General features: G+C 62.4%; 9 protein-coding genes. 5 read left to right on the forward strand and 4 right to left on the reverse strand.

Annotation, left to right across the window (positions count from 1 at the left end):
• Positions 1-66 precede the first annotated feature (66 nt).
• Complete coding sequence (rtcA, locus tag QMG46_RS03100; protein ID WP_281850998.1) at positions 67-1,086, forward strand: RNA 3'-terminal phosphate cyclase; 1,020 nt, start codon at positions 67-69, stop codon at positions 1,084-1,086.
• 111 nt (positions 1,087-1,197) lie between these two features.
• Here the strand turns inward: rtcA and QMG46_RS03105 are convergent, their stop codons facing one another.
• Positions 1,198-3,528, reverse strand: coding sequence for an isoamylase (locus tag QMG46_RS03105; protein WP_281850999.1), 2,331 nt, complete (start codon positions 3,526-3,528; stop codon positions 1,198-1,200).
• A 306-nt stretch (positions 3,529-3,834) separates the two neighbouring features.
• Here QMG46_RS03105 and QMG46_RS03110 point away from each other — a divergent pair, with 306 nt between their 5' ends.
• Complete coding sequence (locus QMG46_RS03110; protein WP_281851000.1) at positions 3,835-4,896, forward strand: alpha/beta hydrolase family protein; 1,062 nt, start codon at positions 3,835-3,837, stop codon at positions 4,894-4,896.
• A 92-nt stretch (positions 4,897-4,988) separates the two neighbouring features.
• Positions 4,989-6,623, forward strand: a complete 1,635-nt coding sequence (locus QMG46_RS03115) for an ABC1 kinase family protein (RefSeq protein WP_281851001.1) — start codon at positions 4,989-4,991, stop codon at positions 6,621-6,623.
• A gap of 3 nt (positions 6,624-6,626) precedes the next feature.
• Here QMG46_RS03115 and QMG46_RS03120 read toward each other — a convergent pair whose 3' ends face one another.
• The 3 genes from QMG46_RS03120 to QMG46_RS03130 all read right to left on the reverse strand — a co-directional run bounded on the left by QMG46_RS03120 (position 6,627) and on the right by QMG46_RS03130 (position 9,633).
• Positions 6,627-7,136 (reverse strand): ferritin-like domain-containing protein, encoded by a 510-nt coding sequence (locus QMG46_RS03120; RefSeq protein WP_281851002.1) that lies wholly within the window; start codon positions 7,134-7,136, stop codon positions 6,627-6,629.
• A 278-nt stretch (positions 7,137-7,414) separates the two neighbouring features.
• Positions 7,415-8,029 carry a DNA-3-methyladenine glycosylase I gene (locus QMG46_RS03125; protein WP_281851003.1) on the reverse strand — a complete coding sequence of 205 codons (615 nt, stop codon included), beginning with the start codon at positions 8,027-8,029 and terminating at the stop codon, positions 7,415-7,417.
• Positions 8,030-8,049: 20 nt separating this feature from the next.
• A complete protein-coding gene (locus QMG46_RS03130) occupies positions 8,050-9,633 on the reverse strand; it encodes an inorganic phosphate transporter (protein ID WP_281851004.1) in 1,584 nt (527 codons plus the stop codon).
• Positions 9,634-9,778: 145 nt separating this feature from the next.
• On the opposite strand from QMG46_RS03130, the gene QMG46_RS03135 reads away from it, so the two are divergent.
• Entirely contained in the window at positions 9,779-12,190 is a 2,412-nt protein-coding gene (locus QMG46_RS03135; RefSeq protein ID WP_281851005.1) for a DEAD/DEAH box helicase, read from the forward strand.
• A complete protein-coding gene (locus QMG46_RS03140) occupies positions 12,187-13,032 on the forward strand; it encodes a ribonuclease H-like domain-containing protein (protein ID WP_281851006.1) in 846 nt (281 codons plus the stop codon). The genes QMG46_RS03135 and QMG46_RS03140 overlap by 4 nt, the downstream gene beginning before the upstream one ends.
• Positions 13,033-13,037: the final 5 nt, after the last annotated feature.

Genomic DNA, 13,037 nt, shown 5'->3' on the forward strand with positions numbered 1-13,037 from the left:
CATCTCAATACATAACAAAAGAAGAGCGAGGCAATGCTTCGCTCTTCGCCAATGGATGAAATAAATATGGAGATGATCGAACTGGACGGCGAGGCAGGCGGCGGGCAATTGCTGCGCACCGCGCTCAGCTTGAGCCTGTGTACCGGCATCGGCTTCACGATGGAGCGGATTCGCGCGCGGCGTGCGCGTCCAGGCCTGATGCGTCAGCACCTTACCGCGGTCAACGCCGCCGCCATGATCGGCCAGGGGCGCACACACGGCGCCGAACTTGGCTCTACCCGCCTATGCTTCGAGCCAGGAAACGTCGCGCCCGGAGACTACCAATTCAGCACGGGAAGCGCCGGCTCGACCACCCTGGTACTGCAGACGGTTCTGCCCGCACTGTGGCGTTGTGCAGCGCCCTCGCGCCTGCGCCTCGAGGGCGGCACGCACAATCCGCTTGCCCCCAGTGTCGACTTTATTGCCGACAGCTATTTGCCGGCGCTCCGCCATCTGGGCATTGAAGCGAGTGTGCGCCTGGAGCGTCACGGCTTCTTTCCGGCCGGCGGCGGCATCGTGCATGCAACGGTTGAACCATCCGTCGCATCGACCCGTGGCGTGCTTGACGTGCGCGGCGAGCTCGATGGCATGGAAGCGCTCGCCATCCTGTCCGGCCTTTCATCCGAAATTGGTCGCCGCGAGCTGGCCGTGCTGGGCGGACAGCTTAAGCTTCCCGAGGAAGCCCTGCAGTTGCGCAGCGTCAAGCCGCCGATCGGACCCGGGAATGCTTTGATGGTGAAAGTACGGCACGCCAACCATGTCGAAACCTTCACCGGACACGGACAGCGCGGCGTAAGCGCTGAAAGCGTCGCGCACGATGTCGCTCGCGAGGTGAAGAACTATCTCGCATCCGATGCCTATGCGGGAGAACACCTGTCGGATCAGTTGCTGTTACCGATGGCGCTGGCCGGCCATGGCGAATTCACCACGCATGTCATCAGCGATCATTTGCAGAGCAATGCACGACTGATCGAGAAGTTCCTTCCCGTCGATATCGCCTGGCATCGACATGGGTCCGATGTGTGGCGCGTCGTTGTTGGAAGTTAGCCGGCGCGCTGGCTTTGATGACGCCACGAGGTCTGGAAGCGCAAGAGCTTCGACAACAAGTTGCGATCCAACTGAAACGGGGCACCTGCATGGCAGGCGCCCCGCTTTCGATCACTTGGAGATAAGCAACAGCAACGACTGCCCGCATTGACTATAGGTCGCGCCACTGCCGCCGATCAGCGTTTCGCTGCCCGGCGTCACGAAGGTATTGGCGCCATCGTTCCAATTGCAGGTATCGGTCACGCGATACCACTGCGTGCTGGTCGGCGGCGCGGGCAATGTGAAAGTAACGGCGCCCGACCAGCCGTTATACGCCACATACATGGAGTTGCTGTCGCCGAACGACGAGCCGTTGACCGTATAGGCGATGGCGTAATTGCTGGTGTTGTTCCAGTACGCCGTGGTCGCCACGGCACCGCTTGGCTGATACCACACCACCTGGCTGGCGGTGTACCAGCTCGCCGGACGTAGCGCCGGATGTGCCTTGCGGAACGCGATAAGGCGCGTGGCGTACGTGTTGAAGTTGGCCTGATCGGTAGTCCAGCTGTAGTTCAACCAGTTGGCGGTGGAGTCGAGGTTGTATGCGTTGTTGTTGCACTTGAGCGAGCGCAGATACTCATCGCCGCCCTGGATCAGCGGCGTGCCCGCGGACAGCATGACGAACGCAAGGCCGGTACGCGCCGCACGGCGCTGATCGAAGGCGGTACCGGTACCGGCGGACATGCCCTGGTCCCAGCTGTAGTTGCTCGACGTGCCGCCGTCGGATGGACCGTATGGCCAGGCCTGGTTGTTGTTGGAACCGTTGCATGCATAGACGTCGTTGAGCGTCATGCCGTCATGGACATCGATGAAGTTGGTGGAATTCCACGGCGCTCGGCCGCTGGCCTGGAACAGATTGGCCGAGCCGGAGAAATTGTTTGCGTCCTGGCCAATGGAGATCGTCATGCTGCCGAGTTCGTTCTGCGCCTGGCGCAGCGTGTCGCGATAGGCACCGTTCCATTCCGACCAGCCCTTGGGGAAACCGCCAAGCTGATACGAGTTGCCGCCGATGGCCCACGGTTCCGCGAACAGGTCCAGGCCGCTGCCGCCCGCTGCCGGCCGCACGGTGAACTCGCTCAGGATGCGATTGATCGCGACATTGGGATCGGCCGCGTCGAAGTTGTAACCACCATTGGGGCAGTTGGGTGCGGCGGACTGGAAGGTATCGCTAAGACAACTGTTGCCGAGCACCGACGCGAGGTCGAAACGAAAGCCATCGACGCCCATGGTGTTGGCCCAATAGGCCAATGAATCGACGATCAGGTTCTGCGCGACCGTATTGTAGGTGTTGTAGTTGCCGCCCACACCGGTGTTGTCGTAGTAGTACTGGTTGTTGGACGCCAGTTCGTAATACGTCGAGTTATCCAGGCCGCGCCATGAGTAGATCGTCGCGGTGGTGGGATCTGAACTGGTCCATGTTCCACCCTCGCCGGTATGGTTGTAGACCACGTCCATATAGACCTTGATGCCGGCATTGTGGAACGCCTGCACCATGGCCTGGAATTCCGCGGTCGGGCCGCCGGCGGCCTTGTTCGACGAGTAACGGCGATCGGGCGAAAAGTAATTCTCGGTCATATAGCCCCAGTAGTTCTGGTTGGCATCCGAGTTGGGTACGACATCGTTCGCGTCGTTCTGCGTTTCCTGCACCGGCAGGAACTCCACCGCGGTGACGCCCAGACTCGCCAGATAGTTCGCCTTCAATCCCGCGCCTTTGTAGGTACCGCGATAGGCCGCCGCAATGCTGGTGTCCTGCTCGGTAAAGCCGCGCACATTTACTTCATAGATAACGTCGTCTTTCTGCGCGCGCGTCGGCTTGGTGCCGGTGCTTTGTGCTGCCTGCGACAACACCACGCCCTTGGGCGCGTACAGGCCGCTGTCCGTATTGCGATTGGTGGCGCCCGACGCAAATACATTGCCGTTCTGGCTGGAGGTGTTGAGCGGGTCCTGACTCATCTCCAGCGCGTAGGGATCGAGCAGCAGCTTGTTCGGATTGAAGCGATTGCCGCTGGCATCGACATCCGAAACGAAGCCCACCGATGTGCCCTTGGTCCAGCTCGCGTTGTATGGCCAGTTCGGACCCCAGGCGCGATAGCCGTAATACACCGACCCGGTGATACCGGCCGATTGAATCGACGAGACCGGCACCGTCACGGCCCAGACGTTGCTGCCGGCCGGGCTCAGCACATAGGTGGCCGACTCCTGCGCGCCATAGCCGCTGCCATAGAGATAAAGCACGATGCGCGTGGCATGTGCGGAGTACACGCGAAAGGTAATGCTGGTTTTCTGCGCGTTATAGCTTGCGCCCAGCGTCATGCTGTTGATGGCCGCATGGGCCGGCATCAATGGCGCGGCAAGCAGGCCCGCACAGAGCATGAGCGCAGCGAGTATCTTCGAACGGTTCATCGGGTCTACCTCTATCCTGCTTCGTTGAGGATCGGGTTCAACTACCGTGCATGGACGTGAAAAACTGCCGAGCGAGCCCGCAGCGCGGCGCATCTTCGCCGTGCCGTTCCGATGGGAGAAAAAGGTCATTGCGTTACCAGGCGCAATGTGGACTTGCCTGTAGCAGTGGGGCGCATAGTAGAAAGCATCGCAGTGCAGCAACCAGCGCATGCATACGTATTCATTGCGACGGGTTGCTCAGTCGTGACCTGTGCAAGAACCCATTAGACTTGTCATCGGGGTCATAACAGTGTCCGGGGATTAACCATGCCTGCTGCTTTGCGGATCGGTCGTTTGCTGCTTCTCGTGCTTTGCCTGCTGCCCTTGGCCGTACTCGCCGATGGCGTGACTGGCGTGGGCATTCATGCCATCGAAGTCCATGACCCGGTGAGCGATGGAGCCATGCCCGGCTACGTGTTCTATCCGTCGACGCAGGCCAAGGGCTCGACCTGGATCGCGCCTTACGAGGTTGCCGCCACCATCGATGCCACCGAACTGCCTGGTGCCAGACCGCTGGTAGTGCTCTCCCATGGCAACGGCGGCTCCGATCTTGATCTGCACGACATCGCCACGTATCTGGCGAGCCACGGCTTCGTCGTCGCAACACTGGAACATCCCAAGGACAACTATCACGACCAGAGCGGCGTCGGTCGCGCGCCGGTACTTGATGGACGGCCGATCCAGGTACAAGCCGTCATTACCTATCTGCTGAACGATGCGAAGTGGAGCAAGCTGATCGATGCGAAGCACATCGGCGTCGGCGGCTTTTCAGCGGGCGGCTATACCAGCCTGCTATTGGTCGGTGCCATACCGCGTTTCGATCGCTTCATCGACTATTGCGAACGCTATCCCGCCGACGATCTGTGTGCGGGCGCCAAGCAGATGCGTGCCGAGGCCGCCAGCCATGGCCAGACGATCGAGCAGATGTTCGGCGAGACACAGAAGGACTTCACTCGTTGGGGCAAGGCGGCTGACCCGCGCGTCAAGGCCGCATTCGCCATGGCCCCGCTCAGCCTGATCTTCGATGCATCCGGCGTGGCGTCCATCGATCGCCCGGTGTTCCTGTACTACGGCCAGAACGATCATCTCGCGCGGCCGCTCGAGAACGCACGGCACATCGCAGCCTCGATCAAGACCCTGACCGGCATCAAGGAAATTCCCAAGGCGGATCACTGGGTGTTTCTCGCGCCGTGCTCGCCGACGATGGCCAAACGGCTGCCGGTGATGTGCAGCGATCCGGCGGGCGTGGACCGTGCCAAGGTACATGCGCAGATTCAGGTCGACGCGCTGGCCTTCTTTCGTAAGACCCTGGGCGCCGGATCGAACTAGTAACAAAGAGTCCACACGCCTAACGCTAGCCTGAGGCCAAACGGCAACCTCGGTGAGGTTATGGCTCGTGAGCGAAACAAAGCGGTGCTGGCATGAGTGGCTTCAAGCGCTACTCGCGCATCGCCATGTTTGCTCTGCGCTACCGTCGTGCGGGCGTTTTGCGCGGCGTACCGGGCCCGGTGAAGCCGTCGCTGCGCATGACGCCGCAGCGCTTCGTCGACGATCTGGAAGCACTGGGTCCGGCCTTCATCAAGCTGGGGCAAGCTCTGTCGGGTCGGCCCGACCTGGTGCACAGCGCCTATCTGGCAGAGCTGGCGCGTATCCAGGACGACGTCACGCCGATCAGCGTGCACGCCGTACGCCGCATGGTGACGGTGGAGCTAGGCGCGCCACCGGAGGAATTGTTTCGTCATTTCGATCCCGTACCGCTTGCCGCCGGCTCGCTGGCGCAGGTGCATGCAGTGGTTCTGCCCGATGGGGACGATGCGGTGATCAAGGTGCAGCGGCCAGGTATCGGTCGACGCATCCGCAACGATCTCAACGCGCTTGAACGCGTGGCAATCGCCGCGCAGCGCCATACGGAGATGGGCCGTCGCTACGGCCTGGTGCACTGGATCGCCGAATTGCGCCGCAGCTTGCTCAATGAGCTCGACTTCATGGCCGAAGCGGACCATCTGCGTACGTTTGCCACCAACCTGGGTTCCTACGATGCACTGTACATCCCGGTTCCCTACATGGCATTTACTTCACCACGCGTGCTGACCATGGCGCGCGTGCGTGGCGAAAAGCTCTCGCCCGATGGCGACCTGCCTGGCTCGACGGCGCAGCATACGCAGCAGGCCAGCCAACTGTTGTGTCCGTATGTCGATCAGGTCTTTGTGCATGGCCTCGTTCATGCCGATCCACACCCGGGCAATCTGGTGCTGATGGACGATGGCCGTCTGGCCTTGCTCGACTTCGGCATGGTGACCGGCTTGTCGCCCGGTATGCGGCGGGATCTGTTGCGACTGATGCTGGCCGCTGCCGATGGTGACGGCGAAAGCGTGGCCGATATCTGTGAACACCTTTGCGCCGCCCTGCCCGATATGGATCGCGTGGCGTACCGGCGCGCGGTATCCGATGCAGTCATGCGTTACTCGACCGCGGGCGAGCGCACCACATTGGAAGAAGGCCGTCTGCTGCTCGCACTGACCGTGATCGGTGCCGACAACGGTTTACGGCCGCCGGCGGAGCTGAGTCTGCTCGGTCGTGCCCTGTTGAACCTGGAGCCGGCGATCGCCCGATTGGCGCCGCGACTGCCGGTGCGCGAGCTGGTTCGCTCGCGTCTCGACGGCGTGTTGATGCATCAGCTTTCGCATCCGCTCTCTGCCGCGCAAGGGGGCGCGTTACTGCTCGATGCGCAACGACTGGCGCTCGATGCACCGGGGCATGTCAATACGGTGCTGCGTACGTTGGCCGAGAATCGCTTCAAGGTGCGACTGGATGGACTGGAAGAGTCGCACCTGATCGAAAACCTGCAGAAGATCGCCAATCGCATCGCCGCCGGTCTCATCACCGCCGCGTTGCTGATTGCCGGTGCCCTGGTCAGCCGCTCGACGCGGCCCGGCTATGGCTGGTTGGCCGGCATCATGTTCGCGCTGGCCGGCTTGATCGGCATCGCGCTGGTAGCGAGTTCCATGCGCCGCGATCGTTCACCGCGCGACGACAGCGACAGTGGCGTGCACTGATCGCTAACGCTTGGCCGACACGCTCGGCAATTCCGCGCGTACCAGATATTGCTCGACCAGTTCCGGCAGATGCTGGTCGAGCCAATCGGCCATCGCCTGTTCCTGTGGAAGAATGGTTTCGCAGATGCGTACTACGTCGTTTTCGCCGGCGGTCTTCGCGGCTGCGGCAAGCGCACGGTAGACCGCTATCTCCATATGCTTGAACGAGCAGGCCAGCACTGCGCCTTTGACGACCTCATCGGTGGAGGCCACCTGAAACAGGCTCTGGCCCATTGCCATGAAGCGTGCGCCGATCTCTTTCAACGCGGAGGGTTCGGCACCGAGTTGCTTGAGGCATTGCGCGAGCATCGCCTGTTGTTCGCGCGTTTCGATCAGGTGTCGTTCGATACGTTCGCGCAGCGGCGGATAGTGTTCGATGCGCCGCGCCTGGGATTTGAACATTTCCTCGGCCTGGACTTCCATCGCGTGCGCGTTGCGCAGCCAGTCGAGGAGGATGTCGCGAGAGGTGGCCATGCGGGTCTCTCCGTGGGAGGGATACGGGGAGTATGCGATGTGGGTGTGATGTGCTGGTGATGGTGTGTTGTTTTGAAGGACCGCTGTCCTGAGGACTTAAAGCCCCCCTCACCCCAACCCTCTCCCCCGGCCGAGCCAGGGGAGAGGGAGCAAAAAGCGCGCAGTGTTGAAAGCTTGCCTCGGTGTGCCCCCTCTTCCCTGGCTCTGCCGGGGGAGAGGGTTGGGGTGAGGGGGCCGGGTGCTCGCCAGAGCCTTTCCCATTCCTCTCAGCTCGCTCTTCACCCCATCACACACGCGCGTTCGACATCCACCCGACACACACATCCATCCAGATGATCATTGACCATCCCCGTCGCCTGCATCAGCGCATAAATCGTCGTCGGACCGACAAACGTCCAGCCACGCTTTTTCAGTTCCTTCGACATCGCTATCGATTCGGGGCTGGTGGTATGGGCGCGGTAATACGCCAAGTCGACGGTCTTGGGGCGCTGCGTCGCTGCCGGCGCGAACTTCCATACCCACTCGGTGAGCGATCCTGTTTCATCGATCAGCTCGATCGCACGGCGCGCGTTATTGATGACCGAGACAATCTTGGCGCGATTGCGCACGATGTTCGCGTCGCCAAGCAAGTGTTCGACATCTTTCTCGGTAAAGCGCGCGACGCGTTGAATATCGAAGCCTTTGAAGGCCACGCGAAAATGCTCGCGCTTGCGCAGAATGACCTGCCACGACATGCCGGATTGAAAACCTTCCAGGCAGATCCTTTCAAACAGCAGCGTATCGTCGCGGACCGGTCGCCCCCATTCGTTGTCGTGGTACTCCGGCATCGAGGGATACCAGAAACAACGCGGGCGACCGTCAGCGCCTGTTACCAGGCCCTCGTCTTCGTGCATGCCACACCACTAACATTCGGTCAGAACAGGTGTTTTAGCACGATGAACAATCCGCCAGCGAGCAGGATCGATGCGGGCAAGGTCAACACCCAGGCCATCAGCAGATTACGCACGGTCGACCATTGCAGGCCCGAGCCGTTCGCCGCCATGGTTCCGGCGACGCCCGATGTGAGCACATGGGTTGTACTGACCGGCAGGTGATACATGTCGGCGGCCTGGATCAAGGTCATCGCCACCAGCTCGGCCGACGCACCTTGCGCATAGGTCAGATGCTCCTTGCCGATCTTTTCGCCCACGGTCACCACGATGCGCTTCCAGCCCACCATCGTGCCGAGACCGAGCGCCAGCGCTACGGCCACCTTTACCCAGGTCGGAATGAACTGCGTCGCCTTGGTGGCAAGGCCGCGCCAGGTGGTCATCGTCTTGGTCTGATCGTCGGACAGGCCAGGCTTGCTCAAGACCAACGGCAAGGCGGCATTGGCCAGGTAGATGTCGTTGCGTACGTTGCCCATCTGTTCCTGCGGCACCGACTTCAACGACGGACGATCGCCCACTTGTTGGTCGATCTGTGCGATCAAGGCGGCCAGCGCGGGAATCGTATTCGCCTGCAGCGTCTTCTGCTGCACGGCCGTCTCGACCGTGGCGCGCGGGTCGCCGCCAACGGTGACCGAGCCGCCGATCTGCCCAAGCACGCGGCTCGTCTCGACCGACACCTCGTGGAAGGTCTTTACTTCGCCGCCGCTCACTGCGCCATTGAGCGCATAGGCGGTGGGCACCGTGCCGATCAGGATCAGCATGATCAGGCCCATGCCCTTCTGCCCGTCGTTCGAGCCATGGCTGAAGCTCACGCCGGTGCAGGTCAGCACCAGCAGCGCACGGATCGGCCACGGCGGCGGCTTGTTGCCCTCGGGCGCGCGATACAACGCGGGAATCTTCACCAACTTCTTGAGCACATACATCAACAAGCCGGCAAGCAGGAAACCGGCGATCGGCGAAAACACCAGGCCCTTGAACACGCCCATCGCGGCGCTCCAGTCCACGCCGCTGGTGCCGGACTTGACCGCCGTCAACTGGTTGGCCAGGCCCACGCCGATGATCGAGCCGATCAAGGTGTGCGAAGACGAATTGGGCAGCCCGAAATACCAGGTGCCCAGGTTCCACAGGATGGCCGCGATCAGCAGCGCAAACACCATCGCGAAGCCGGCGTTGCTGCCGACCTGCAGAATCAGTTCGACCGGCAGCAGCGACACGACCGTAAAGGCGACCGCGCCCGACGAGGTCAACACGCCGAGGAAATTGAACACGCCCGACCAGATCACCGCCATGTTGGCCGGCATCGAGTGCGTGTAGATCACCGTCGCCACCGCATTGGCGGTGTCGTGGAAACCGTTGACGAATTCGAAGCCCAGCGCGATCAGCAGCGCGATGCCCAGCAGGATGAACGGCCCGGCGGAATGAATGTGCACGATGGCCAGGTCACCCATCAGCTGGGTGGCGGCGTAGATGCCGCCGATCAGCAGGACCACCCCAAATACGGCGGCGAAGATTCGGCCTGAGTTCTTGTTCTGGGCGGTGGTAGTAGCGACTGCGGCTTCGGTCTGCATGGGACGTGCACCTCATAGGTCAGCCCTTGGGAAGCTAAGGACCGTCCAAGACAGTGGCGTGACAGCTATGCGGCGGGGCGGCGTCTCACCGGTTGAGACAGCCGCCCGGTCTACTGCCGAACCTGCCTGCCGCCAGCCGACGCCGATGAATGCCCTACCGCACCGCTATGACGCTTCCGACGACCTGGTCCTGCGCGACCCGGGCGATGGCCGGACCCTGGCTCAACGCCTGTCGCGGCGCTATGCCTCGCGGATCACCGGTGCTTTCGTGATTCCAGGCCGCGAGGGATCGTTCGCACCACTACCTGAAGACCTGCCTCCCGCGCTCGCCGCTGCGCTGCGCCAGCGCGGCATCGAGCAGCTCTATAGCCATCAGGCCGCCGCCTGGCAGGCCGCACGGGCGCGCCAGCACGTTGCCGTGGTCACGCCCACGGCCTCGGGCAAGTCGCTGTGCTACACCCTTCCCGTGCTCGCGGCGGCCATGCAGGACAACGCCAAGGCGCTCTACCTGTTCCCCACCAAGGCGCTGGCGCAGGACCAGGTAGCCGAGCTGCTGGAGCTCAACCAGGCCGGCAACCTGGGGGTCAAGGCATTCACTTTCGATGGCGATACGCCGGGCGATGCGCGGCAGGCGATCCGGCTGCACGGCGATGTGGTCGTGAGCAACCCCGACATGCTGCACCAGGCGATCCTGCCGCATCACACCAAATGGGCGCAGTTCTTCGAGAACCTGCGCTATGTGGTGATCGACGAAGTACACACCTATCGCGGCGTGTTCGGCTCGCACGTAGCCAATGTGTTGCGCCGTCTCAAACGCGTCTGCACGTTCTACGGCGTCACGCCACAGTTCATCCTCTGCTCGGCGACGATCGGCAACCCGAAAGAACATGCCCAGGCGCTGATCGAAGATCAGGTCACCGCCATTACCGAAAGCGGTGCGCCGTCGGGCGACAAGCATGTGCTGCTATGGAACCCGCCGGTGATCAATCCGGATCTCGGCTTGCGTGCGTCCGCACGTTCGCAGACCAACCGCATTGCACGATTGGCGATCAAGGCCGGCATGAAAACCCTGGTGTTTGCGCAAAGCCGCACCATGGTCGAAGTGCTGACCAAGTATCTCAAGGATGTCTTCGATCACGATCCGCGCAAGCCGCCGCGCATCCGCGCCTATCGTGGCGGCTATCTGCCGAAGGAACGCCGTGCGGCGGAGCGCGAGATGCGTGCCGGCACTGTCGACGGCATTGTCAGTACATCGGCGCTCGAGCTTGGCGTGGATATCGGCAGTCTCGATGTGGTGGTGCTCAACGGTTATCCCGGTTCGGTCGCCGGCACATGGCAGCGATTCGGCCGCGCGGGCCGACGCCAGCAGGCCGCGCTCGGCGTGCTGGTCGCCAGCAGCGATCCGCTCGACCAGTACCTGGTGCGCCATCCGGAGTTTTTCCAGGCCGCACCGCCGGAGCATGCGCGCATTCATCCCGACCAGCCGCTGATCCTGCTCGATCACATCCGCTGCGCCGCGTTCGAGCTGCCCTTCACCGGCAACGAGATCTTCGGCAACGATGCCGCCGCACCCTGGCTCGACGTGCTGATGGAAGACGGCGTGCTTCATCGCGAAGGCGATCGCTGGGAATGGATCGCCGACAGCTATCCCGCCAACGCGGTATCGCTGCGTTCGGTCGCCGACGGCAATTTTGTCGTGGTCGACCGCACCGGTGGCAAGCAGACGATTCTTGCCGAAGTGGATTTCAGCGCCGCTGCCGTCACTTTGTATGAAGGCGCGATCCACATGGTCCAGTCCGTACCGTTCCAGGTGGAACGCCTGGATTGGGAAGGCCGCAAGGCTTATGTCACGCGCACGCACGTCGACTACTACACCGACGCTATCGACTACACCAAGCTGAAAGTGCTTACTTGTTTCGACAGCGCGCCAGCGGGTCGCGGACAGTCGCATCACGGCGAAGTGCACGTGGTTCGGCGTGTGGCCGGCTACAAGAAGATCCGCTACTACACGCACGAGAATATCGGCTACGGGCCGGTCAATCTGCCCGATCAGGAACTGCACACCACTGCCGTGTGGTGGCAGCTCACCCAACGCACGTTGGAGCAGGCGTTCGACAGCCGCCAGGAAGCGCTGGATGGCTTTCTCGGTGCGGCATACGCATTGCACATTGTTGCTACGGTGGCCGTCATGGCCGAATCGCGCGATCTGCAAAAAGCGGTCGGCAGTGGCGACGGTGCCTGGTTCGTCAGTGCCGATGCCAATGGTCGCGGTCAGCTTCGCGGCGGCGATGGTCAGCCCACCGCATTGACCCCGGACGCGCCGTTCACGCCTACCGTCTATCTTTACGACGCGTTTCCCGGCGGTGTCGGCTTGAGTGCGCCGCTATTCGAACGTCGCGAGGATCTTGTTGCACAGGCGCAAAGTCTGATCGATCGCTGCGACTGCCGTTGTGGCTGCCCAGGCTGCGTCGGTCCCGTGCTTGCAGCCGATGAGGCCTGCGATCGCTCGCCCAAGGCGTTTGCCTTGCGCGTGCTTTCGCTGATGGCGACGCTGTGAGCGATCTGGTCGACAAGTTGCGCGGCCTGCGTAGCCAGGCGGGCATCGCTGCGACACCCTCGCCGAGGCAGACATTGCCGCCGGAAATTCGCCGCTTGCTGTCGACGCGCCATCGATTGGACACGGCCCGACGCGTCGTGTCGCCGCAGGATCGCGTTGTCCACGGCATCGAGATCGCGCCGGGCCTGCGCTTTACCGAGGCGTCGTACGAATGTCCCACGCCACCGGAACGCCTCGATATACGTTTCGCGCGCATCGACGCGGATGTCGAGCGTCATCGCCTGCTGCACTTCGATACCGAGACCACTGGACTGGCCGGGGGCACCGGCACACGAGCCTTCATGATCGGTGCCGCCGACTGGGTGGGGCCAAGATTGCGCCTGCGCCAACTCACCATCACCAGCCTTGCCGCCGAGAGCGCGATGCTGCGGCACTTTGCCGGCTGGATCGATACCGACACGGTGTTAGTCAGCTACAACGGCAAATGCTATGACGCGCCGTTGCTGGCAACGCGCTATCGGCTTGCCCGCATGAGCAATCCTCTGCACGGATTGATGCATGTGGACCTGCTGCATCCCGTACGGCGGCATTGGAAAGGAGTATGGGAGAACTGTCGGCTCGCGACCGCGGAGCGGCAGCTGCTTGGTGTGGTACGCGAAGATGACTTGCCCGGTTCCGAAGCACCGGCCGCATGGCTGGGCTATCTGCGTGGTGGACCGGCAACGGATTTGCGGCGAGTCGCCGAACATAACGCGCAGGATCTGCGGAGCCTGGCGGGCGTGCTGCGCTATGTCGAGGCGATCGGCGGCACGACAACCGCATCGGTCGACATGAATCGGTAGCGGGA

Origin of the sequence: Dyella sp. GSA-30 (assembly GCF_027924605.1) — a bacterium.
Classification (GTDB): Bacteria; Pseudomonadota; Gammaproteobacteria; order Xanthomonadales; family Rhodanobacteraceae; genus GSA-30.

Coding starts and splice junctions, on each gene's coding strand:
- rtcA (WP_281850998.1), top strand. CDS start 67: ATGGAGATGATCGAACTGGACGGCGAGGCAGGCGGCGGGCAATTGCTG.
- QMG46_RS03105 (WP_281850999.1), bottom strand. CDS start 3,528: ATGAACCGTTCGAAGATACTCGCTGCGCTCATGCTCTGTGCGGGCCTG.
- QMG46_RS03110 (WP_281851000.1), top strand. CDS start 3,835: ATGCCTGCTGCTTTGCGGATCGGTCGTTTGCTGCTTCTCGTGCTTTGC.
- QMG46_RS03115 (WP_281851001.1), top strand. CDS start 4,989: ATGAGTGGCTTCAAGCGCTACTCGCGCATCGCCATGTTTGCTCTGCGC.
- QMG46_RS03120 (WP_281851002.1), bottom strand. CDS start 7,136: ATGGCCACCTCTCGCGACATCCTCCTCGACTGGCTGCGCAACGCGCAC.
- QMG46_RS03125 (WP_281851003.1), bottom strand. CDS start 8,029: ATGCACGAAGACGAGGGCCTGGTAACAGGCGCTGACGGTCGCCCGCGT.
- QMG46_RS03130 (WP_281851004.1), bottom strand. CDS start 9,633: ATGCAGACCGAAGCCGCAGTCGCTACTACCACCGCCCAGAACAAGAAC.
- QMG46_RS03135 (WP_281851005.1), top strand. CDS start 9,779: ATGAATGCCCTACCGCACCGCTATGACGCTTCCGACGACCTGGTCCTG.